13 protein-coding genes and 1 pseudogene are annotated in these 23,236 nt (G+C 72.2%); 5 read left to right on the top strand and 9 right to left on the bottom strand.

Going from position 1 to position 23,236, the window contains the following annotated elements:
• Nucleotides 1–71: 71 nt before the first annotated feature.
• From ACIPUC_RS30390 to ACIPUC_RS30365, 6 genes are all read right to left on the bottom strand, one after another.
• Nucleotides 72–695, bottom strand: a complete 624-nt coding sequence (locus ACIPUC_RS30390) for a GntR family transcriptional regulator (protein ID WP_215140754.1) — start codon at nt 693–695, stop codon at nt 72–74.
• Between the two features lie 121 nt (nt 696–816).
• Nucleotides 817–5,805, bottom strand: coding sequence for a caspase family protein (locus tag ACIPUC_RS30385; RefSeq protein WP_446587495.1), 4,989 nt, complete (start codon nt 5,803–5,805; stop codon nt 817–819).
• Nucleotides 5,798–7,183, bottom strand: a complete 1,386-nt coding sequence (locus tag ACIPUC_RS30380; RefSeq protein WP_446587497.1) for a lipase/acyltransferase domain-containing protein — start codon at nt 7,181–7,183, stop codon at nt 5,798–5,800. Before ACIPUC_RS30380 ends, ACIPUC_RS30385 begins: the two co-directional genes overlap by 8 nt.
• Nucleotides 7,184–7,313: 130 nt before the next feature.
• Complete coding sequence (sucB, locus tag ACIPUC_RS30375) at nt 7,314–9,077, bottom strand: 2-oxoglutarate dehydrogenase, E2 component, dihydrolipoamide succinyltransferase (RefSeq protein ID WP_446587499.1); 1,764 nt, start codon at nt 9,075–9,077, stop codon at nt 7,314–7,316.
• 53 nt (nt 9,078–9,130) lie between these two features.
• The gene (gene lpdA / locus ACIPUC_RS30370) at nt 9,131–10,519 is read right to left on the bottom strand and encodes a dihydrolipoyl dehydrogenase (RefSeq protein ID WP_446587501.1); all 1,389 of its coding nucleotides are present in this window, start codon (nt 10,517–10,519) and stop codon (nt 9,131–9,133) included.
• Nucleotides 10,520–10,819: 300 nt separating this feature from the next.
• Nucleotides 10,820–12,361, bottom strand: a complete 1,542-nt coding sequence (locus ACIPUC_RS30365; RefSeq protein ID WP_446587503.1) for a leucyl aminopeptidase — start codon at nt 12,359–12,361, stop codon at nt 10,820–10,822.
• Nucleotides 12,362–12,706: 345 nt separating this feature from the next.
• On the opposite strand from ACIPUC_RS30365, the gene ACIPUC_RS30360 reads away from it, so the two are divergent.
• The 5 genes from ACIPUC_RS30360 to ACIPUC_RS30340 all read left to right on the top strand — a co-directional run bounded on the left by ACIPUC_RS30360 (nt 12,707) and on the right by ACIPUC_RS30340 (nt 19,446).
• Complete coding sequence (locus ACIPUC_RS30360; RefSeq protein ID WP_446587505.1) at nt 12,707–14,734, top strand: hypothetical protein; 2,028 nt, start codon at nt 12,707–12,709, stop codon at nt 14,732–14,734.
• Between the two features lie 101 nt (nt 14,735–14,835).
• Nucleotides 14,836–16,404: a GT4 family glycosyltransferase PelF gene (pelF, locus tag ACIPUC_RS30355; protein ID WP_446587507.1), complete on the top strand. Its 1,569-nt coding sequence runs from the start codon at nt 14,836–14,838 to the stop codon at nt 16,402–16,404.
• On the top strand, nt 16,401–17,924 hold the full coding sequence (locus tag ACIPUC_RS30350; RefSeq protein ID WP_446587508.1) for a hypothetical protein: 1,524 nt from the start codon (nt 16,401–16,403) through the stop codon (nt 17,922–17,924). Before pelF ends, ACIPUC_RS30350 begins: the two co-directional genes overlap by 4 nt.
• A 56-nt stretch (nt 17,925–17,980) precedes the next feature.
• Entirely contained in the window at nt 17,981–18,631 is a 651-nt protein-coding gene (locus ACIPUC_RS30345; RefSeq protein ID WP_446587510.1) for a spherulation-specific family 4 protein, read from the top strand.
• A complete protein-coding gene (locus ACIPUC_RS30340) occupies nt 18,628–19,446 on the top strand; it encodes an endo alpha-1,4 polygalactosaminidase (protein ID WP_446587512.1) in 819 nt (272 codons plus the stop codon). Before ACIPUC_RS30345 ends, ACIPUC_RS30340 begins: the two co-directional genes overlap by 4 nt.
• Nucleotides 19,447–19,496: 50 nt before the next feature.
• Here ACIPUC_RS30340 and ACIPUC_RS30335 read toward each other — a convergent pair whose 3' ends face one another.
• From ACIPUC_RS30335 to ACIPUC_RS30325, 3 genes and pseudogenes are all read right to left on the bottom strand, one after another.
• Nucleotides 19,497–20,675, bottom strand: a complete 1,179-nt coding sequence (locus ACIPUC_RS30335) for a sensor histidine kinase (RefSeq protein ID WP_446587680.1) — start codon at nt 20,673–20,675, stop codon at nt 19,497–19,499.
• Between the two features lie 85 nt (nt 20,676–20,760).
• A pseudogene (locus ACIPUC_RS30330) lies at nt 20,761–21,275 on the bottom strand (hypothetical protein).
• Complete coding sequence (locus ACIPUC_RS30325) at nt 21,272–23,164, bottom strand: phosphatidylglycerol lysyltransferase domain-containing protein (protein ID WP_446587514.1); 1,893 nt, start codon at nt 23,162–23,164, stop codon at nt 21,272–21,274. The pseudogene ACIPUC_RS30330 and the gene ACIPUC_RS30325 overlap by 4 nt, the downstream one beginning before the upstream one ends.
• Nucleotides 23,165–23,236 lie beyond the last annotated feature (72 nt).

The following is a 23,236-nucleotide window of genomic DNA, read 5'->3' as shown; positions in this document are numbered from 1 at the left end:
CGACGAAAGTCGGCACCCGGTGCCAGCGAACAAGGCACCCGGTGCCGGGCAAATCGGGGCAATAAGGCGGGTCAGGCCCTCGGAGCGCACCCGAGAACGTGCCGCTTCACGAGCAGACCGATCTCCGGGTCCTGGCTGCGGAACGCCTCGACGAGGGCTTCGTGCTCCTCCGCGTAGGACTTCTGGACCGTTCCCAGCCAGCGGATGGACAGGGCCGTGAACACCTCGATGCCCAGGCTCTCCCAGGTGTGCAGCAGCACGCTGTTCCCGGCCGCCCGGACCATCTCCCGGTGGAAGCCCACCGTGTGCCGCACCTGGGCCGTGCCGTCCTCGCTGCGGTCGGCCTCCCACAGGGCGGCCACGTGCGGCTCCAGCGCCGAGCAGTCCGCCGCCAGCCGCGGCGCCGCGAGCTCGGCCGCGATCTGCTCCAGACCGGCCCGGACCGGGTAGATCTCCTCCAGGTCCGCCGCGGACAGGTTCCGTACGCGCACGCCCTTGTTCGGCGCCGACTCGATCAGCCGCAGCGTCTCCAGCTCGCGCAGCGCCTCGCGCACCGGAGTCTGGCTGACCTCCAGCTCCACGGCGATCCGGCGCTCGACGATCCGCTCGCCGGGCTTCCAGCGCCCGCTGACGATCCCCTCCACGATGTGCTCGCGGATCTGCTCGCGCAGCGAGTGCACGACGGGTGGGGTGATCATCCGGGCTTCATCTCCTGTGGGGCATGCAGAGCTCTGATGCCTAGACAATACGGCGCAGTGGCCCGGCGCGAAGGGTTCGCGCTCAGGGACGCAGAGTGAGGCTGGTTACAAGGGCCGGTCACGCCGCCAGGAGGCTCTGGATGAGGGCGCTCAGGGCCGCGGCGTGCGCGGGGTGCCGCCCGATGAGGGCGGCGATCTCGGAGATGACCCGGTCCCGCTCGGCGGGCTCGGCGGGGGGCCAGCCGGTGGGGGGAGCGGGCGGGACGTCGCCGGACAGGGCGTCGGCGATGGCGAGGTGGGCCGCGCCGGTGAACTGCTCTTGGTGGACGAAGAACTCCAGGAGGGCGACGGCCCGCAGGAGGTCCGGCTGCGTCTCGGGTGCGGCCAGGAGCTGCTGGAGCCGGTCGTTCAGGAGGGGGCGGTCCTCGACGTTCTGGTAGGCGGCGGGGATGCCGTCCGCGCGGGCAAGGACGATCAGCGCGTGGCGCAGGGCCGTATCGGCTGTACCGAGGTCGGTGCCGAGCACATCGAGGGCCTGGTCGTGCAGGAGCTCCGCCGCGTGGTCGGTGAGATAGGCCTGCGATTCCTCCCAGGTCGAGAGGCCGGTCCAAGCGTGGAGGAGTTCACCAGTGAGGTAGGGGCGGAAGGCGTGGTCCGGGTCGGTTGCCGCTGCCTGGCCCGCGATCCGCAGATGCTCTTCTGCGGTCTGGGTGAACAGGGCGAGCTCCTCCAGCGCTGCCGCGGTCTCGGCTGAGCCGAGGTCTTCGGCGTGCTCGTCCCAGTAGGCGCGGGAGTCGGCCCAGGTCGGGCAGTTGATCCAGTTGACGGCAAGATCGATCGAGGCTTCCGGTATCGCCAGCCAGAGCGGTGGTTCGGCTCCGGTCGCGTCGCGCCATAGGGCGCTGACCTGGGCGGCGCTCTCGGCGTTGCCCTGGCTGTGGGTGCGCAGGAGATGCCGCGCGTGAAAAGCCGTCGGGTCCGAATCGTCCGCGAGGAGGATGAGGGTGCGCAAGCCGGCGCCGTCGTCCGCATGGGTGATCTCGAATGCCGCGCGCCGTAGGGCCAGGTAGCGTGCCGCCTCCGCATGCGCGTCCAGGGCACGCTCGGCGTCGGCGTAGGCCGCGAGGGAGTCCTGGGCCGTGGCCATGTGCGCGAGGTTGCTGAGGGTGCTGGCGAGGTTGGGGAGGTAGATGGCCGGGTTGGTGCCGGCGAGGTCTGTGTAGAGGGTGGTGGCTTCGGTGATGGTGGCCAGTGCGCCCTGTCGGTCTCCGGTACTGCCTTGGCAGTTGGCGAGGTTGTTGAGGGCCATGGCGAGGTCGGGGAGGTGGGCGGCCGGGTTGCTGTCGGCGAGGTCGCGGTACAGGTCGGTGGCTTCGGTGATGGTGGCCAGTGCGGCCTGGAGGTCTCCGGTCGCGCCTTGGGCGGTGGCGAGGTTGTTGAGGGCGCCGGCGAGTTCGGGGAGGTGGGCGGCCGGGTTGCTGTCGGCGAGATCCCGGTAGAAGTCAGTGGCTTCGGTGACGGCGGCCAGTGCGCCTTGTCGGTCTCCGGTACTGCCTTGGAAGTTGGAGAGGTTGTTGAGGGCCATGGCGAGGCTGGGCAGGTAAACGACCCGGTTGGTGTGGGCGAGGTCTCTGTAGAGGGTGGTGGCTTCGGTGATGGTGGCCAGCGCGCCCTGCCGGTCTCCGACATGGCCCAGGGTGGTGGCGAGGTTGTTGAGGGACATGGCGAGGTCGGGGAGGTGGGCGGCCGGGTTGCTGTCGGCGAGGCCCCGGTACAGGCCAGTGGCCTCGGTCATGGTGGCCAGTGCGCCCTGGCTGTCTCCGGTCGCGCTCTGAAACTTGGCGAGGTTGTTGAGGGCCATGGCGAGTTTGGGGTGGTAGGCGGCCGGGATGGTGTGGGCGAGGTCCCGGCGGAGGGCGGTGGCTTCGGTGATGGTGGCCAGTGCGCCCTGTAGGTCTCCGGTCGCGCCTTGGGCGGTGGCGAGGTTGTTGAGGGCCATGGCGAGGTCGGGGAGGTAGGCGGCCGGATTGCTGTCGGCGAGGTCCCGGTACAGGTCGGCGGCCTTGGTGATGGTGGCCAGTGCGCCCTGGCTGTCTCCGCTGTCGCCTTGGAAGTTGGCGAGGTTGTTGAGGGCCATGGCGAGGTCGGGGAGGTAGGCGGCCGGATTGCTGTCGGCGAGGTCCCGGTACAGGTCGGTGGCTTCGGTGATGGTCGGCAGCGCGCCTTGTCGGTCTCCGGTACTGCCTTGGAAGTTGGCGAGGTTGTTGAGGGCGCCGGCGAGGTTGGGGAGGTGGGCGGCCGGGTTGCTGTCGGCGAGGTCCCGGTACAGCTCGACGGCTTCGGTGATGATCGGCAGTGCGCCTTGTCGGTCTCCGCTGTCGCCCCGGGTGGTGGCGAGGTTGTTGAGGGCGCTGGCGAGGTTGGGGAGGTAGGCGGCCGGGTTGCTGTCGGCGAGGCCGCGGTACAGGTCGGCGGCCTTGGTGATGGTGGCCAGTGCGCCCTGGCTGTCTCCGGTGTCGCCTTGGAAGTTGGCGAGGTTGTTGAGGGCCATGGCGAGGTCGGGGAGGTAGGCGGCAGGATTGCTGTCGGCGAGGTCCCGGTACAGGTCGGCGGCTTCGGTGATGGTGGCCAGTGCGCCCCGCAGGTTCCCGGTCGCGCCTTGGGCGGTGGCGAGGTTGTTGAGGGCGCCGGCGAGTTCCGGGAGGTAGGCGGCCGGGTTGCTCTCGGCAAGGTCCCTGCGGAGGGACGTGGCTTCGGTGATGGTGGCCAGTGCGCCCTGTCGGTCTCCGGCCTCGACTTGGAAGTTGGAGAGGTTGTTGAGGGACCTGGCGAGTTCGGGGCGGTAGGCGGCCGGGTCGCTGTCGGCGAGGTCCCGGTACAGGTCGGCGGCTTCCTGGGCCGGTGCGACGGCATCGAGGCGCCGCCCGGCCTGCGACAGTGAAATCGACACGTTGCCCAGCGCGCTTGCGAGATCAGGGCGGAACTCGTCCTCCCGGACGCCGACGAGCTCACGGACCATGGCGATGCCGCGGCCCTCCGCCGCGGCCGCATGGGCCGCCAGCGACCGGCGCAGGTAGGGGTTCGCGGCCTCCATCGCCGTGGCGTCGGCGCTCTGCTCCAGCAGGAGGTCCACCAGCGCCCGCGCCACGCGGTACGCCGGGTCGGCCCCCTCCGGGGTGTACCGCAGGTGGCCGATGAACTCGCGGTGGTAGAGGCGGTACACCGCCTGCACGCCGTCGCTGTCCTCCACGACGTAGCGGCCGTACGTGTTCAGCAGCCAGTCCACGTCCTCGGGGCCGTACGCGGTCCCGCCGGAGGCGAGGGCCGAGGCCGCCGCCTCCCAGACGCCCCGCGCGGGCATGCCGTTCCCGGCGCTCCAGGCCAGCGCGGCCAGCAGGTCCTGGGCGGCATGCGGAAGGGTCTCACCGTCCCGCTCCCGCTTCGGGCCCTCCGCAAGGTCCTCGGTGAACGCGGCGCTGATGGAGGACGGAATGGCCTCCACCCAGTCCTCCGCATCCGACGCGGCGGCGAACCGCCTCAGCACCGAGTCCGTCGCCATCCTCGCGAAGAGGAAGCCGCCGGTATGGGCGGACGCGCGGTCCGCGATGAGACCGGCCGCGGTCGCCGCGTCCCCGGGCGGCAGCTTGCGGGCCTCCAGCCGGCGCAGGCAGTACGTCCGGATGTCGTTCTCGGTGTCGGTCTCGTCGTCCAGGTCGAAGGCGCGGGCCCGGACGTCCAGCAGGCGGCTCACTGCCTCGTCCAGCGGCTCCTGGAGTTCGTTCTGCGGGCGGAACGGGCGGTCCCGGGAGCCCAGCAGGACGCAGACCAGGCGGCTCAGCGGGGCCAGGAGCTGTTCGACGATCGGGTGGGCCTGTTCGGGGGCCGCCTCGTCCAAGCCGTCCAGGACCAGGGCCGGGAGGCGGTCCGGGCACGCCGCGGGCCACTTCTTCTCCACCTCGGCGATCAGGGCCGCGGGGGTCTGCGGAACGGGAAGGGCCAGTTCGCGGGCGACGGCCTCGGCGAGCTCCTGCACCGTGTAGCCCCGCAGGTGCAGGGAGGCGTCCACCGACCGCTCGCCCGGGTCCGGATCCTCGGGGGCGAGGGCCCGGTGCTCCAGGATGTCCTTCCGGTGGGCGGGGTCGGACAGGGTCGCCACGCGGCCGAGGACGGCCGACTTGCCGCATCCGGCGCTGCCCGTCACCAGGAACAGGCCCGGCTGCCGCGCGTCCAGCCACTCGGTGATCTGCCCCAGCACGTTGCGCCGGCCGCTGAAGAACCAGCCCCCGTCGTCCACGGGCGCCCCCCGGCTCGCCTGCACCAGGTGCTCGACCAGCTCCGGCTCCGAGCCGGTCTTCCGCAGCGGGTTGTCGAACATCAGCCGGGGCTCGCCGAACATGGCCGGGACCGGCTTGTGGCCGACCTCCTCGGGCCACTGCGCGAGCACGGTGTTGATGACCGTGGCCCCGCTGACCTGCCCGTTCCGGCTGCTCCACTCGTGGCGGTACTCCTCGCTCGCCGGTCCCTCGCGCAGCACCCGGGTGAGGGTCTCCAGCAGGATGCCGGCGGCCTCGGCCTTCTCCTGAGGGCGGCTGCTCGCGAGCACCCCGAGCCACGTGGACCGGCCCGGGGGCAGGTTCTTCGCGGTCAGCACGCCGAACGCCGTGTCCAGGGACTCCATGACCCCCGCGCCCGCATGGCAGGTGTCGATGAGCAGCAGCATCTGGTCCGCCCCGCTGCGCATGGCCGCCTCCGTCAGGAGGATGGCCGAATATGTCTCATCTCCGTACTGGGCGTCCTCGGTGTCGTGCAGCACCAGGCGCAGCCCCCGGGGATCGAGCACACCGTGGCCGGACCAGAGGACGACGGCGGGGCCGCGGACCTGCGCCGCGCTCCGGCCCGTCGCCCAGTCCTTCACCGCCGCCTTGATCTCCGGCTGCCCGGGGTCCGGAAGCACGGTCGGCGCGTAGCCCCGGGCCTCCAGGAGTGCGCACAGCTCCCGCATCTGGGAGATCGCGCCGGTCAGGGTGCGGAACTTCGCCGGGTGCAGGTGGTTCTCGACCACGATCCCGAGGGCCGTTCCCCGGATCTCGCCGGAGCGCTCACTCACCGGCTCCTCCCACCAGGGTCAGCGCCGTCACGGTCGTCTCCGCGTGCGCGGTGACCCGTACCGCCAGCCGGTACGCCCCGGGGCCCGGCGCCGGGAAGGCCGCGGTGTACCGGCCCCCGCCCAGGGGGCGCAGCGTCCGCGAGAGCGCCTGCGCGCCGTCGGCCGGGCGGAGCTCCGCCGTGAGGTGCAGGGCGTCGTGGTCCGGGATCTCCGGCGGGACCGTCACGGCCACCCCGTACGGTTCCCCCGCCTCCAGCAGCGGGGGAGCGAGCACGCTCAGCGGGACGTCGCCGTCCTCCCCGTCCCGGTGGAACGGGCGCTCCTGCCCCAGGAGGCCGGCCAGCGCGTCCCGTACGCCCCGGTTGTTCTGGAGGGAGCCGTGCTGCTCGCAGGGGGTGTGGGCCTCGTCGACGGCGTAGCCGGAGTTGTCGGCGTTCGCGGGGCGCGCGGCGAGGCGGGGGACCGTGCCGTCGCCGCGCTCGTCCGTGCCGTTGATGAGCCACAGCGGGGTCAGTCCGCCGTCGGCGATCTCCGCCGTCGTCAGGGTCGGCTGGCGGATGCCGGTGATGGCGTGCAGGGGGGTGGGGCCGGGGCGGTCGGCGGACCGGCGCAGGTCGGCGTGGAAGCGGGCCGCGTCCGCCAGCAGCTCGGGGTCGACGCCGGGCAGGCCCGGCAGGTCACGGGCGTACGCGAGGCCTCCCGGGCCCGCCACGCACGCGTAGTCGGGAGCCAGCTGGTGCAGTGACGGCAGGCTGCGGGCGAACGCGCTGAGGTCGACGCCCAGGGGTCCCCACCCCTTGTGCAGGCCGTTGACCAGATGGCCGAGGGCGTCCAGGGAGCCGCGGTGCGGGGTGCCCAGGGTGATCACGCGGCGGGTGACCTCGTGGCCCCCGAGGAGTTCCACGTAGTGGCGGGCCACCAGCCCGCCCATGGAGTGGCAGATGAAGACCACCCGGGCGTCGCGGCGCTCGGGGGCGGAGGCCTGCCAGCGTTCCAGCTCGCGGGCGACGACCTTCCTCAGCCGTTCCGCGTTCCAGCGGCACGACAGGCGCCAGTCGTACGGGAAGGCGACGAGGTTGCCGCCGGGGGACAGGCTGAAGGACCGCTCCAGCCAGCCCAGCAGGTCGGTGTAGCCGTCGACCGGCTGCCAGATCCCGGGGATGGCGTGCACGTCGGGCATGACCCCGACGGGGACCACGCCGTCGCCGGGATGGTCGTCGCCGATGTCCTTCGGGAGGCGGAGGCGGTTCACCGAGCCGCCGAAGGTGCGCAGGCCCCGCCACAGGGCGCCGCCCGACAGGTCCCAGACCGGCTTGCCGTCGGCGTCCGCCAGCCGGCTCCCCATGATGCCCGGCAGTACCACTACGAGATCGTTCACCCGTGCACGTGACATGCGATGCCCCCGCTGGTCGTCCCTGGACCGGCAGGGTAAGACGACGGCGCCCCCGCCCGGAGTGGTTTCCGGACAAGGGCGCCGTACGTGTGACTGCCGTCCTGCGGCGGGAGCCTTACAGGCCGAGCTCGACCTCGAACTCGCCGGCCTCCAGGATGGCCTTGACGGCCGAGAGGTACCGGGCCGCGTCCGCGCCGTCCACCAGGCGGTGGTCGTAGGACAGGGTCAGGTACGTCATGTCCCGGATGCCGATGTTGGTGCCCTCGGCGGTCTCGATGACCACCGGGCGCTTCACCGTGGCACCGATGCCCAGGATGGCGACCTGGTTCGGCGGCACGATGACCGTGTCGAACAGGGCACCGCGCGAGCCGGTGTTGCTGATGGTGAAGGTCGCGCCCGACAGCTCGTCCGGCGTGATCTTGTTGCCGCGGACCTTGGCGGCCAGGTCGGCGGTCGCCTTGGAGATGCCCGCCAGGTTGAGGTCACCGGCACCCTTGATGACCGGGGTCATCAGGCCCTTCTCGGAGTCCACGGCGATGCCGATGTTCTCCGAGTCGAAGTAGGTGATGGTGCCCTCGTCGTCGTTGATCCGGGCGTTGACGACCGCGTGGGCCTTCAGCGCCTGGGCAGCGGCCTTGACGAAGAACGGCATCGGGGACAGCTTGACGCCCTCGCGGGCGAGGAAGCCGGCCTTGGCCTTCTCGCGCAGCTTCATGATCTTGGTGATGTCCACCTCGACCACGGAGCTGAGCTGCGCCTGCGAGTGCAGGGCCTTCATCATGTTGTCGCCGATGACCTTGCGCATGCGGGTCATCTTGACGGTCTGGCCGCGCAGCTCGGACACCGCGGCGGCCGGGGCCTTCGCGGCCGGAGCGGCGGCGGCCGGGGCGGCGGCCGCGGCCTTGGCGGCCTCGGCGGCGGCCAGGACGTCCTGCTTGCGGATACGGCCACCGACGCCGGTGCCCGTGACCGTGTTCAGGTTGACGCCGGACTCCGTGGCGAGCTTGCGCACCAGCGGGGTCACGTACGCGCCCTCGTCACCGGCGGAAACCGGGGCGGCGGGAGCGGCGGGCGCGACCGGAGCCGGAGCGGCAACCGGAGCCGGAGCGGCGACCGGGGCCGGGGCGGCGACCGGGGCCGGGGCGGCGACCGGGGCCGGGGCGGCCACGGGGGCCGGAGCGGCGACCGGGGCCGGAGCCGGGGCGGCGGCCGGAGCCGGAGCGGCGGCGGCCGGGGCGGCGGCGGGGGCCGCACCGGCGACACCGATGACGGCCAGACGGGCGCCGACCTCGGCGGTCTCGTCCTCGCCGACCAGGATCTCCAGCAGCGTGCCGGCGACCGGCGCGGGGATCTCGGTGTCGACCTTGTCCGTGGAGACCTCGAGCAGCGGCTCGTCGGCCTCGACGGACTCGCCGACCTGCTTCAGCCAGCGGGTGACGGTGCCCTCGGTGACGGACTCGCCCAGGGCGGGGAGCACGACATCGGTGCCGGACGCGGCCGGGGCAGCGGCGGCGGGGGCCTCGGCGGCCGGAGCCGCGGGGGCCTCGGCGACGGGAGCCGGAGCGGCCGGAGCCTCGGCGACGGGAGCCGCAGCGGCAGGGGCCTCGGCGGCCGGAGCCGCGGCGGCGGCCGGAGCGCCGGAACCGTCGTCGATGACGGCCAGCTCGGCGCCGACCTCGACGGTCTCGTCCTCGGCGACCTTGATGGAGGCCAGGATGCCGGCGACGGGCGAGGGGATCTCGGTGTCGACCTTGTCGGTCGAGACCTCGAGCAGCGGCTCGTCGGCCTCGACGCGCTCGCCCTCGGCCTTCAGCCAGCGGGTGACAGTGCCCTCGGACACGCTCTCTCCGAGCGCCGGAAGGGTTACGGAAACCGACATGGTTTCAGTTGCTCCTAACGAATGTGCGGAAGTGGTCGTCGCGCCCGTGACGATTAGTCGTGGGAGTGAAGCGGCTTGCCGGCGAGGGCCAGGTGGGCCTCGCCCATCGCTTCGTTCTGGGTCGGGTGCGCGTGGATGAGCTGCGCGACCTCGGCCGGCAGAGCCTCCCAGTTGTAGATCAGCTGGGCCTCGCCGACCTGCTCGCCCATCCGGTCACCGACCATGTGGACGCCGACCACGGCACCGTCCTTGACCTGGACGAGCTTGATCTCGCCCGCGGTCTTGAGGATCTTGCTCTTGCCGTTGCCCGCGAGGTTGTACTTCAGGGCCACGACCTTGTCCGCGCCGTAGATCTCCTTGGCCTTGGCCTCGGTGATGCCGACGGACGCGACCTCGGGGTGGCAGTAGGTGACGCGCGGGACACCGTCGTAGTCGATCGGGACGGTCTTGAGACCGGCCAGACGCTCCGCGACCAGGATGCCCTCGGCGAAGCCGACGTGCGCGAGCTGGAGGGTCGGGACGAGGTCGCCGACGGCCGAGATGGTCGGCACGTTGGTCTGCATGTACTCGTCGACCAGGACGTAGCCGCGGTCCATCGCGACGCCCTGCTCCTCGTAGCCCAGGCCCTGCGAGACCGGACCGCGGCCGACCGCGACCAGGAGCACCTCGGCCTCGAAGGTCTTGCCGTCGGCCAGCGTCACGCGGACGCCGTTCTCCGTGTACTCGGCCTTGTCGAAGAAGGTGCCGAGGTTGAACTTGATGCCCCGCTTGCGGAACGCGCGCTCCAGCAGCTTCGAGCTGTTCTCGTCCTCGACCGGGACGAGGTGCTTGAGGCCCTCGATCACGGTGACGTCGGAGCCGAAGGACTTCCACGCCGAGGCGAACTCGACGCCGATGACGCCGCCGCCCAGGACGATCGCGGACTCGGGCACGCGGTCCAGGACCAGCGCGTGGTCCGAGGAGATGATGCGGTTGCCGTCGATGTTCAGGCCCGGCAGCGACTTCGGCACGGAGCCGGTCGCCAGCAGGATGTGGCGGCCCTGGATGCGCTGGCCGTTCACGTCGACGGAAGTCGGCGAGGAGAGGCGGCCCTCACCCTCGATGTAGGTCACCTTGCGGGAGGCGACCAGGCCCTGCAGGCCCTTGTACAGGCCCGAGATGACCTCGTCCTTGTACTTGTGGACACCCGCGATGTCGATGCCCTCGAAAGAGGTCTTGACACCGAACTGGGCGGCTTCACGAGCCTGGTCCGCGATCTCGCCCGCGTGCAGCAGAGCCTTCGTGGGGATGCAGCCGTTGTGCAGGCAGGTGCCGCCGAGCTTGTTCTTCTCGATCAGGGCAACGTCCAGACCCAGCTGGGATGCGCGCAGAGCCGCGGCGTAACCGCCACTGCCACCGCCGAGGATCACTAGGTCGAAAACGGTGCTGGCGTCGTTCGCCACGTCACGTCCTCCATGCATGTGCGCCGGGCACCGGTCCTCTGTGACCGGGCGGCGGCTGGTAATCGGCCGCTAGTTCTTCGGCCCTGTGGTGGGGGCCCTGTCCTGCCGAGAACCCATCTTCGCATTTGTCGGCGGAACGCGGGACGCCGGGCCCACGATGTGGCAGGTCGTTCTGCCCCGAGCGAGGGTTACCAGTGCGTAGAAACCTACGGATTTCGTTGTCGGTGAACATGCCTCAAGCCTTGATCAAGTGAATGACCAAGGCTTGAGGCATGTCACATCCGGTGCTACGGGGCTACATCAGCCCAGGTCGCCGGTGGCGGTGCGCTCGGCCAGCCGCACCAGGGTGCGCACGGCGGAGCCGGTGCCGCCCTTGGGCGTGTAGCCGAACGGCGCGCCCTCGTGGAAGGCCGGGCCGGCGATGTCGAGGTGGGCCCAGGTGATGCCCTCGCCGACGAACTCCTTGAGGAAGAGGCCGGCCACCAGGCCGCCGCCCATGCGCTCGCCCATGTTCGCGATGTCTGCGGTGGGGGAGTCGATGGACTTGCGCAGCTCGGCGGGGAGCGGCATCGGCCACGAGGACTCGCCGACCTCCTCGGCGATCTCGTGGACCGAGGTACGGAAGGCGTCGTCGTTCGACATGATGGCGAAGGTGCGGTTGCCCAGGGCCACCATCATCGCGCCGGTCAGGGTGGCGACGTCGACGATCGCGTCCGGGTTCTCCTCGGAGGCCCGGGTCAGCGCGTCACCGAGGACCAGGCGGCCCTCGGCGTCCGTGTTGAGGACCTCGACGGTCTTGCCGCTGTACATGCGCAGCACGTCGCCGGGCTTGGTGGCGGAGCCGGAGGGCATGTTCTCGGCGAGCGCGAGCCAGCCGGTGACGTTGACCTGCAGGCCCAGCTTCGCGGCCGCGACCACGGAGGCGAAGACGGCGGCGGCGCCGGCCATGTCGCACTTCATCGTCTCGTTGTGGCCGGCCGGCTTCAGGGAGATGCCGCCCGAGTCGTAGGTGATGCCCTTGCCGACGAAGGCCAGGGTCTTCTCCGCCTTGGGGTGGGTGTAGGAGAGCTTCACCAGGCGGGGCGGGTTCTGCGAGCCCTTGCCGACGCCCATGATGCCGCCGAAGCCGCCCTTGACGAGCGCCTTCTCGTCCAGGACCTGGACCTTGACGCCGTGCTCCTTCGCGGTCGCGGAGGCGACGGCGGCGAAGGCCTCGGGGGTGAGGTCGTTCGGCGGGGTGTTGACCAGGTCGCGAGCGATGTTGACCTCGGTCGCGACGACCGTGGCGCGCTCGGCCGCGGCCTTGTGCTCCTTGTCGCGCGGCTTGGCGCCGAGCAGGGCGATCTCGGCGAGCGGCAGCTTGGGGCCGCCGTTCTTGTCGGTGTTCTTGGAGGTCTTGGTCTCGCCGCCCTGGTAGGCGGTGAAGGTGTACGCGCCCAGCAGCGCGCCCTCGGCGACGGCGGTGACGGCGGAGGCGTCGTCCAGGGGGAGGGCGAAGGCGGCCTTCTTGGAGCCGTGCAGGGCACGGGCGGCGGCGCCGGCGGCGCGGCGCAGCACCTCCTCGTCGAACGACTCGTCCTTCTCGGGGACCGAGCCGAGCCCGACCGCCAGCACGACCGGGACCTTCAGGCCCGCCGGGGCCGGCAGCTTGGTGATCTCGCCTTCGGCGCCCGAGGCGCCGACCGCGTCGAGCACGGCGGCGAGCTTTCCGTCGTACGCCTTGTCCACGGCCTCGGCGCCCGCGGCGACAACCGGGCCCTTGGGGCCCTTGGCGACACCGACGACGAGGGCGTCGGCGCGCAGCGTCGCCGCGCCGGCAGTGCTGAGAGTCAGAGCAGTCACGGTGGTGAAGTCTCGCTTCCGTTTGTGTGTGTGGGCCGAGTGGGTGGACGGCCATCCGTGGCGATCGTATTCCGGCCCGACGGCTGCCGGAAAAGAGCCTACGCGTACGCACTCTGCCGTACGTCACTCGAAGGTTTGTCAAGTTGTTCGATCAAGATGCCGGGAGATTCACCCATCTGTGGACTCTGCTCCAGGTTTGCCTTGTAGACCTGACGAGGTCCGAAAGACTCGGTCCACTCTCGCAAGGGGACGCGGGGTTCCTTTGCATCATTTCCACAGAGCCTCCCCGGTCCGGCCGACCGCCATGGGCCGAGCCGAGGGATGCCTGCGGGGGGAAAGGCCGAAATGGTCAACAAGAACCGGATGAACAGGCTCGCCGCCGCCATGGCCGCGGCAGCCCTGGTATCCGTGGCAGCACCCGCCGCGACCGCCCAGGCGGCCACGGCGCCGCGCATCGACCTGAAGGTGCTGGTCGTCGACGACGGCGGCAGCTCGGTCGAGGCGATCACCGCGGAACTCCGCGACACCGGAGTTCCGTACACCCGTGTCCAACTGGGCAGCAGCGGCCGCCCGGTCATCAACGCGGGCTTCCTCAGCGACACGGTGGACGGCCGTCCCCGCGCCAAGTACCAGGGCGTGGTCCTGCCGAACGAGAACCCCTTCGGCGAGGGCTCGGCCGAGATGGCCGCGCTCACCGCGTACGAGACGGCGTACGGGGTCCGCCAGGTCGACGCCTACACCTGGGCCCACCCGGGCGTCGGCCTCGAGTACACCGACAACGGCGGCTACAGCGGCCAGCTCGACGGCACCCGGGCCGCGGTCACCGCGGCCGGCAAGACGGGGCCGTTCGGCTACCTCGGCGGACAAGTCGCCTTCGAGGACAACTCCGCGCTCGTTCCAGAGAGTTTCGGGTTCATGGGCAAGCCGCGGGCCGGCTACACCAGCTACCTCGACGCCCCGGTCGGCTCCGGACGGGCCTCGCTCGTCGGCGAGTACACCCACGACGGGCGCAGCGAGCTCGTCGTCACCTTCGGCTACAACCAGTACCAGCAGCAGTTCCGGCTGCTGGCGCGCGGCATCGTCGACTGGCTCACCCAGGGGGTCCACCTCGGCCAGAGCCGCAGCTACTTCGCGGTCCACGTCGACGACGTCTTCGCGCCGGACGCCCGCTGGAACAAGGAGCTCAACTGCACGCCCGGCGACTACGCCTGCCCCGGCGGCGAGGGCAAGGAGAGCACCATCCGGATGACCGCCGCCGACGCCGTCTACGCGGCGCAGTGGCAGACGTCCAAGGACTTCAAGCTCGACATGCTCTTCAACGCGGGCGCCGGCGAGGAGTGGAAGGCGGAGAACGGCGGCACCGACGCCCTCACCGCCCAGCTCGTCGCCGACCGGGCCAAGTACCGCTGGATGAACCACACCTACACGCACCCCTTCCTCGGCTGCGTCCAGGACACCACCACCATCCCCTGGTCCTGCGTCAAGAACGCCCAGGGCGCCGTCCAGTACATGAGCCGTGCGGAGATCTCCGCGCAGATCCGCGACAACAACAACTGGGCCGCCCTCAAGGGCATCACCACCGACCGGACCGAGCTCGTCACCGGCGAGCACTCGGGCCTCAAGACCAACCCGCAGCAGCCCCAGGACAACCCCAACCTGGCGGGCGCGCTCGCCGACAACGGCGTGAAGTGGGCGGGCAGCGACAACTCCCGCGAACCCGCGCAGCGGGCGGTCGGCGCCGCCCTGACCGTGCCCCGCCACCCGATGAACGTGTACTACAACACGGGCACCAACGCGGAGATGGCCGACGAGTACAACTGGATCTACACCAGCCGCGCACACGGCGGCAGCGGCATCTGCGAGGACAACCCGGCGACCTCCACCTGCCTGCCGGCCCCGGTGGACGCCGCCACCGGCTACCTGGACACCATCGTCCCCCAGGAGGCGCGGACCGCACTGCGCCACGTCCTGGCCAACGACCCGCGCCCGCACTACGTGCACCAGTCCAACCTCGCCGAGGACCGCACCCTCTACCCGGTGCTCAACCAGGTCCTCGACACCTACCGGTCCCTCTACGCGCCCAGCGCCCCGATCGTCAACCAGACGATGAGGGAAGCCGGCGTCGAGCTCGGCCGCCGCGCCGCCTGGGACAAGGCCCTCGCCGAGGGCAGGGTCACGGCCTACCGGATCGGCACCACCGTCACCGTCAAGGCGCCCTCCGGAGTCGTCGCTCCGGTCACCGCCCCCAACGGCACCAAGAAGCAACTCCTGCTCGGCACCGCCGACTTCGGCACCGCCTACGCCGGCACCCGCTCCACCTGGGCCGGACCCGAACTGCTCCAGAGCGCCGTCACGCTCAAGCTGCCCGCCTGACCGTACGGGCCTTCCGCAAGCCGAGTAACGAGCAACACGAGCGCCGGCGCTCCGCGAACCACGGGCGCCGGCCCCTTTCACGTCCTGGGGGGACACACCGCATGAGCCATGGGCGCCATGTCACCATGCTCACCGAAGGCACCTACCCGCACGTCCACGGGGGCGTCAGCACCTGGTGCGACCAGCTGGTCCGCGGTATGCCGGAGGTCGACTTCAACGTCATAGCCCTGACCGGCTCCGGACGCGAGCCGGTCACCTGGGAACTGCCGCGCAACGTGTACCGGCACACCTCCGTACCGCTCTGGGGGGCTGCCCCCGCACGAGGCCGCCGGACCGCCCTGCGGGGCAAGGACCGCCGCCGCTTCACCGAGGTCTACGAAACCTTTCTGCTCTCCCTGCTCGAACCTCCCCCGGCCACCGCCGCCGGCACCCCCGGACAGGGGCCGGCCGGTGACGCGTTCTCCACGGCCCTGCGCGAACTGGCCCTCCTCGCCCGCGCCGGCCGCCTCGCCCCGGCCCTGCGCTCCGAGTCCGTGCTCCGCCTGCTGATGACGGTGTGGACCCGCCCCGGCCTGAGCACCGCCGCCGCCGCACCCACCATCCACGACGCGCTCACCGCCACCGACCTGCTGGAACACGCGCTGCGCCCGCTCTCCGTGCGGATCCCGCCCGACAGCGTCGCGCACGCCGTCAGCAGCGGCCTCGCCACCCTCCCGGCCCTCGCCGCCAAGTACCTCGACGAGGTGCCCTTCCTCCTCACCGAGCACGGCATCTACCTGCGCGAGCGCTACCTCGGCTACCGCTCGGCCGCCCAGCGCTGGCCCGTCAAGGCCCTCATGCTCGGCTTCTACCGCGAGCTCAACACCGAGGGGTACCGGCAGGCGGACCTGATCACCCCCTGCAACCAGTACAACCGCCGCTGGGAGGAGCGCGGAGGCGCCGCCTCCGATCGGATCCGCACCGTGTACAACGGCGTCGACCCGCACGCCTTCCCCGAAGCCGGCCCCGAACCCGAGGTGCCCACCCTCAGCTGGTGCGGCCGCATCGACCCCATCAAAGACCTCGAAACCCTCGTCCGGGCCTACGCCTTCATGCGCGAGGAGCTGCCCGCGCTGCGGCTGCGCCTGTTCGGACCGGTCCCGGCCGGCTGCGAGGAGTACAAGCTCCGGCTGGAGAAGCTCGCCGCCGACCTGGGCGTCACCGACGGCATCTCGTACGAGGGCCGCATCGAGCAGGTCGCCCGGGCCTACGCGGCCGGCAGCATCGTGATGCTCTCCTCCATCAGCGAGGGCTTCCCCTTCAGCATCATCGAGGCCATGTCCTGCGGCCGCACCACCGTCTCCACCGACGTGGGCGGGGTCCGCGAGGCCGTCGGGGACACCGGCCTGGTCGTCCCGCCGCGCGAGCCCGAGACCATGGCCCGCGCCGCCCTCGCCCTGCTCCGCGACGACGAACGGCGCGCCGAGCTCGGCCGGGCGGCCCGCAAACGGGTGGTGGAGAAGTTCACCCTGCACCAGTCCGTGGACGGCTTCCGGCACATCTACCGGGGCCTCGCCCATGAGAAGCGTGCAGGCCGGCCCATCCTGCCCGTCCGCGCCGGCGACGAGTGGGGCCGGCGGATCGCCGACCCCTGGTACCGCGAACTCGCGGCCGACGGGAGCATGTGGTGAGCGGATCCCTCTGGCTGAAGGCCCCGGGCGGGGACACCCTGCCCGCGATCCCCCGGCCGCGCCGCGGCAGCCCCGCCGCCGACCCCATGGACGAACTCGCCGAGCGCCTGGACCCGTTCATCGCCGCAGCCGTCCACCCCGACGAGATCGCCGCCGTCCTCGAATCCGACGGCATGACCGACGAGTACATCCGGCTCACCTACGGCCGCCACGACTCCTTCGCACTCGCCGAGGAGCTCTACGCCCGGGTGCCCCGCTCCTTCCCGGAGCCCGAGGACACCCCCGACCCCTGGAAGGTGCCCCTCACCGCCTGCCTCCTGCGCGGGGTGATCTTCGCCCTGCCCGGACTCGCGTACCTGCTCGGCGCGCCCCTGCTCGACGGCCCGCCCGACCGCCTCGGCCTGCCCGCCGGCACCCTGACCCTGCTCGCCGGAGCGCTGATCGGCTGGGTCTGGGACCAGACCCTCTCCCACCGGGCCTACTCCTGGCTCGGGCTCGGCGACCGGGCCGCCGCCGGGCGGACCCTGCTCGCCGGGGCCCCCGCCGGATCCCTGCTGGGCACCGCCGCCGCGCTGGCCGTGCCCGGCGGACCGCCCTTCTCGTACGCCTTCGCCGCCGGCCAGGCCGTCTACGTCGGAGCCGCCACCGTCCTGCTCGTCCTCGGCCGCGAGCGGGTGCTGCTCGCCGCCCTCGGCCCGATGGCCGCCGGGGCCCTGCTCGTGCTCTTCGTGGACCTTCCCGTACCGGTACGGATGACCCTGCTCGGCGTGTCCCTGCTGACCGCATGCACCCTGGCCGTACGGGAGCTCCCGCTGGCCGAGGGGACCCGGGCGGCCGCCGCCCGGGTCCGGGGCTGGTGGATCCGCAGGCCCGGAACCGGCCCGGTGCGCTGGCGGATGCTGCGCGGCGCCGAGGAGGAGCACGTGGTGCGCGGCCCCCGGCTCGGGGACTCCGTCCCGTACGGGGTCTTCGGCCTCGGCACCGGCCTGCTCGTGCTGTACGCCGCCCTCGGCGAGGTGCTCGCCGGGGGGCCGGCCGAGGCCGTCGCCGCCCCGTCGGCGGTGGCCCTCACCCTCAGCATGGGTCCCGCCGAATGGCTGCTGCACCGGTTCCGCAGCGGCAGCCTCGCCGGGCTCCGGGCGGCCCGCTCCCCCCGGTCCTTCCGGCGGCGGATGCTCGCCACGCTGGCCCAGTGCCTCGCCGTCTACCTGGTGGTGCTGCTCGCCCTGGGGCTGGCCGGCACCCTGCTCTGGCCGGGCGCCCCGGCCCTCACCGGGGCCCGCGGCGCGACCCTGCTGCTGCTCGGCGCCGTGATGTGGACCGGGCTGCTGCTCCAGTCCTTCGGCGCGGTCCGGCCGGCGGCCGTCGTCTGCGCCTCGGCCGCCGTCGCCCAGAGCCTGGCCCTGCTGACCGGACTGGGGCAGCCCCGGCTGGTCCAGCTGGCGGTGGCGGGCGCGGCCGCCGCGACGCTGGCCGCGCTGGTCTGCCTGCTGCTGGGCCGCGCGACGGCGCACCGCTGATGTCCCGGCCGCCGATGCCTCCGCCGATACCCGCGACCCCGTACGAGAGGGACCCCATGCTGCTGGTGCCGCTCTACGAGCACCCCGCCGACCGGCCCGAGGAGTGGGAACTGCTGATCCGCTCCGCCGGGCGGCTGCACTCCGTGGTGCTCAACCCCGACAGCGGGCCGGGCCGGGCCCCCGACGAACGGTTCGCCGCCGTCGCCGGGCGACTGCGGGCCGCCGGGGTACCCGTCCTCGGCTACGTCGACACCGACTACGGGCGGCGCCCGCACGCGGAGGTCGTCCAGGACCTGCTGCGCCACCGCGACTGGTACGAGGCCGACGGCGCCTTCCTCGACCAGGCCTCCGCCGATCCCGCACTGCTGCCCCACTACGGGCGGCTCGCCGTCGCCGCCCGGGCGGCGGGCGCCCGTACCCTCGTCCTGAACCACGGCGTCCACCCGCACCCCGGGTACGCCGGGCTCGCCGACCTGCTCGTCACCTTCGAGGGCCCGTGGGACGCCTACCGGGACGCGGCCACCGCGCCGCCCTGGACCGCCGACCATCCCGCCCAGCGGTTCTGCCACCTCGTGTACGCCGTCCCGCCGGACGCCCCCGCAGCCGAACTCGCCCAGGAGCGGCGGGCGGGGGTGCACTGCGCGGTCCCCGGGACCGGCGCACATCCGTGGGGAACCCTCCCGTACGCCCTGGAGGCAGCCGGATGAAGCGTTTCGCCACCCTGCTGGTCGCGGCTCTGCTGCTGCTCACCGCCTGCACCGCGGAGCCGCCGGACGACGGCGAGGACGAGCCGTACCCGTGGCCCGAGCAGGCGCCGGGGGAGCGGTGGCGGCCCCCGCCGGGCGTGGGCTGGCAGTGGCAGCTCACCGGGAAGCTCGACATGTCGGTGAAGGCGCCCGTGTACGACGTGGACGGGTTCACCACCGCCAAGGAGCAGGTCGCCGCCCTGAAGAAGGCCGGCCGCAAGACCATCTGCTACCTGTCCACGGGCGCCTGGGAGGACTTCCGGCCCGACGCGGAGGCCTTCCCGGCATCGATGATCGGGAAGGGCAACGGCTGGGAGGGCGAGCGCTGGCTGGACATCCGGCGGCTGACCGAGCTGGAACCGCTGATCGCCAAACGGTTCGACATGTGCCGGGACAAGGGCTTCGACGCCGTGGAGCCCGACAACATGGACGCCTACCGCAACACGTCGGGCTTCCCGCTCACCGCCGAGGACCAGCTGCGCTACAACCGGCTGATCGCGAAGCTCGCCCACGACCGGGGCCTGGCGGTCGGCCTGAAGAACGACCTCGACCAGATCCCGCAGCTCGTCGGCGACTTCGACTTCGCGGTCAACGAGCAGTGCGCGGAGTACCGCGAGTGCGAGCGGCTGACGCCGTTCATCGAAGCCGGCAAGGCCGTGTTCCACGTGGAGTACGAACTGCCGGCGTCCCGGTTCTGCGACCGCTCGCGCGAACTGAAGCTGAGCTCTCTGCAGAAGCGGTACGACCTGGACGCGTGGCGCCGCGCCTGCCACTAGGCCGTCGCTTCGGCCGGGCGAAATCCAGCCTCGCCGGCGAGGCTGAACGGCTAGGCCACCGGCAGGATCGCGTGCACCCGGTACCCGCCCCCGTAGCGGGGCCCCGCGAAGCAGGTCCCGCCCAGGGCTCCGGTGCGCTCGCGCATGCCGAGCAGGCCGTGGCCGCCGCCGGGCTCCGCCGGGTCGGGCGAGGAGTCCGCGGAGTCGCCGCCGTCGTCGAGCACCGTCACCTCCACCGAGGGACCCACCCGCACCACGCTGACCTCCGCCCGGGCGCCCGGGCCCGCGTGTTTGCGTACGTTGGTCAGCGCTTCCTGGACCACCCGGTACGCCGCCAGGTCCACCGCGGCCGGCAGCGGGCCCGGCGCGGGCCCCAGCTGGACGATGACCTCCACCGGCAGCCCGGCGTGCCGGAAGGTGTCCACCAGCTCGTCCAGGACGGACAGCCCGGGCGCGGGCTCGGTCGGCGCCTCCGGGTCTCCGGACTGCCGCAGCAGCCCGACCGTGGCCCGCAGCTCGTTCAGCGCCGACCGGCTGGCGTCCCGTACGTGGGCCAGCGCCTCCTTGGCCTGGTCCGGCCGCTTGTCCATGACGTGGGCGGCCACCCCCGCCTGGACGTTGACCAGGGCGATGTGGTGGGCCACCACGTCGTGCAGGTCCCGCGCGATCCGCAGCCGCTCCTCGGCGACCCGCCGCCGCGCCTCCTCGTCACGGGTCCGCTCGGCGCGCTCGGCCCGCTCCCGGATGGCGTCGACGAAGGCCCGCCGGCTGCGCACGGCGTCGCCGGCGGCGGCGGCCATCCCGGTCCAGGCGAAGATCCCGATGTTCTCCTGCGCGTACCAGGGCAGCGGCCCGGCGAGCATCGCCACGCCGGTCAGGCCGGCCATGGTGAGCAGCCCGATCCGCCAGGTCGTGGGCCGGTCGGTGGCCGCGGCCACCGTGTACAGGGCGATCACCGTGCACATGGCGACGGGCGCCCGCGGCTCCCCGGTTGTCAGCTCCAGCAGCGAGAGCCCGCAGGTCACGGCGAGCACGGCGCGCGGGTGCCGGCGCCGGAACACCAGGACGGCCGCGCCGAACAGCATCAGCAGCAGCGAGAACGGATCGGGGTTGCGCGTCCCGAAGGTGGGTCCGTGCGGCCCGTGCGGATCGGCGAAGGAGCCGAGGACCATGCTGACGAGCGCCCCGAACGCGAGCACGGCATCGGTGGCGAGCGGGTGGGTCCGCATCCACTGCCGGGTGGGCGCGAACCGCCCGAGGTCTGTCGTCACCCCGATACGGTACGGCCTGCCCCGCGCGGCCCGTCCGGCCGGTTCATCGCGGCCGGGTGTCCAGCGGCGGCGGTCGTCCGCCCAGCGGCGTCCGGGAGCGCTCGGGGCCCCACTTCGCCCGGACCACGCACAGGACCATCACCGCGGCGATGGCCGCCGGGTGCTCCTTGCCCGCCAGGTTGTTCTTGACCAGCACCTCGCCGGCAGACGTAGAGGGCGAGGCCGACCACCGCCGCCGAGGGCCCGGTGTCGTTGACGATCCGGTCGGACGCCGGCAGGTCCTGCGCGGGCACGAACAGCGACAGCGGGTCCGCAGCAGGGCCAGCCAGAGCGGGTCGACGGCCTTGACCGACCCGAGGTTCTGCACCGGCTGGAAGCCCCAGGAGGTGTTCTGCACGATCTGGAAGAGCGAGGTCAGCAGACCGCGCCGATGGTCATCGGGATGGCCCGCCACGTGTCGCGGGCGAGCGCGTCCCGGACGGTCCGGAACAGGGGACCCCATTCGCGCTGGGCGAACCGCCCGGGTGCTGAGGTGTTTCGGGTGCTCCACGCTGTCAACGGCGGGTCTCCAGGTGTCTGCGGTGCAGCCACTTCGGCAGGCCGGGGGCTTCCAGGAAGCCTTCGGCCCGGCCCGCCGCGATACCGATCCGCAGCAGGTCCGAACTCTTCTCGAAGAGCATGAACCGCGGTTCCCAGATCGGCCGGTATTTGGCATTGGCCCGGTAGAGGGACTCGATCTGCCACCAGCGCGAGAAGAAGCTCAGCAGGGAGCGCCACATCCGCAGCACCGGACCGGCGCCGAGCCGGGACCCGCGCTCGAAGACGGACCGGAACATCGCGAAGTTCAGCGAGACCTGGGTGATCCCGATCTCCTTGGAGCGTTCCAGGAGTTCGATGACCATGAACTCCATCAGGCCGTTCTCGGAGTCCCGGTCACGGCGCATCAGGTCCAGGGACAGGCCCTTGGCCCCCCACGGTACGAAGGACAGCACGGCCCGCAGATCGCCGTTGCCGTCGGTGCACTCCAGCATCACGCACTGGCCGTCGCCGGGGTCGCCCAGCCGGCCCAGCGCCATCGAGAAGCCGCGCTCGGTCGCGCCGTCGCGCCAGTCGTCGGCCCGCTCGACCAGCTCGTCCATCTCCTGTGCGGGGATGTCGGCGTGGCGGCGGATCCGTACGGTGTACCCGGCCCGCTTGACGCGGTTGTACGCCTGCCGGACGGTCCGCATGGCGCGGCCCTCCAGGGTGAACTCGGCGGTCTCCACGATCGCCTCGTCGCCGAGCTCCAGCGCGTCCAGCCCGTGCCGCGCGTAGATCTGCCCGGCCTCCTCGCTCGCGCCCATCACCGCCGGCACCCAGCCGTGCTCGCGCGCCTCGGCCAGCCACGGCTCGATGGCGCCGGGCCAGGCCTCGGGGTCGCCGATCGGGTCGCCGGAGGCCAGGGAGACCCCGCCGACGACGCGGTAGGTGACGGCGGCCTTGCCGGTGGGGGACCAGGTGACGGACTTCTCGCGGCGCAGCGCGAAGTAGCCGAGCGAATCGCGGTCCCCCTGCCGGGCGAGCAGCGCGCGCAGCCGCTCCTCGTCGTCCTCGGAGAGGGGGTCGACGGCGCGCCGCGAGCGGAAGGCCGCGAACAGTACGGCGAGCAGCAGGAGCATCGACATCACGTTGACGAAGACGTCCACCCAGCCGGGGGTGTCGATGGTGCTGTACGCCCTGGCGTCCGGGTCCAGGGTGATCAGCCGCATCGCCCCGTACCGCCAGCGGGTCAGGAACGTGGCCCCGGCGCTGTCCGCGGCGGTGTTGGTGGCGCCGACGAGCATGGCCGCGACCAGCGAGGTGACCAGCAGGCCGACGGCGGCGACGACGGTGGCGAGCGCGGGGTTGGAGCGGTCGCCCCTGGCGTAGAACTCCCGGCGGCCCAGCAGCAGGGCGGCGACGAAGGCGGCGGTCAGGCCCAGCGAGACCCAGTTCTGCGGGTGTTCGCGGAACTCCGGATAGCACACCTCGGGACCCCACGAGCAGGGCACGAAGGCCGCGCGGGCGAAGTCGAGCAGCAGCACCCCGCCCAGGACGAGGTTCAGGATCCAGGCGGCCCGCTTGCGGCGGCCCATGGTGACCGCCAGCAGCAGGCAGAAGAGCCCGGAGGCGAAACCGGCCGTGAGCAGGTACGGGGTGTAGAAGTCCGCGGCGTTGTGCCGGCGCAGGTCCTGCCCGAGCGAAACCCACACCGCGCTGAGGAAGTTGACGAAGGTGACGGCCCGCAGGTACCAGACCGCGAACGCGGCGCCGCGCCGCGAACGGGTGCTCCCCCGGCCGGTCTCCCGGCCGCCCCCCGTCCCCTTGCCGGCGGGGTCGCCGCCGGTCTCTTTCCTGCCGGATGCCGGTCGGGGCACCGTGACGGTGCCGCGGCCGGTCTCTGCCCTGCTCAAACGGACCTCTCCCATAAAAATCGATCTTATGGGGCGTTGCCGTCCATAGTGGCCGGCTCCGGGATCGCGGGCTGGTCAGGACCCCGG

Source organism: Streptomyces sp. LARHCF249 (assembly GCF_052871255.1).
The sequence above is the reverse complement of the archived record's forward strand: the minus strand, read 5'-3'. Positions and strand labels throughout refer to the sequence as shown.

Coding starts and splice junctions, on each gene's coding strand:
- sucB (WP_446587499.1), bottom strand. CDS start 9,077: ATGTCGGTTTCCGTAACCCTTCCGGCGCTCGGAGAGAGCGTGTCCGAG.
- pelF (WP_446587507.1), top strand. CDS start 14,836: ATGAGCCATGGGCGCCATGTCACCATGCTCACCGAAGGCACCTACCCG.
- ACIPUC_RS30325 (WP_446587514.1), bottom strand. CDS start 23,164: ATGGGAGAGGTCCGTTTGAGCAGGGCAGAGACCGGCCGCGGCACCGTC.
- ACIPUC_RS30360 (WP_446587505.1), top strand. CDS start 12,707: ATGGTCAACAAGAACCGGATGAACAGGCTCGCCGCCGCCATGGCCGCG.
- ACIPUC_RS30335 (WP_446587680.1), bottom strand. CDS start 20,675: ATGCGGACCCACCCGCTCGCCACCGATGCCGTGCTCGCGTTCGGGGCG.
- ACIPUC_RS30345 (WP_446587510.1), top strand. CDS start 17,981: ATGCTGCTGGTGCCGCTCTACGAGCACCCCGCCGACCGGCCCGAGGAG.
- ACIPUC_RS30340 (WP_446587512.1), top strand. CDS start 18,628: ATGAAGCGTTTCGCCACCCTGCTGGTCGCGGCTCTGCTGCTGCTCACC.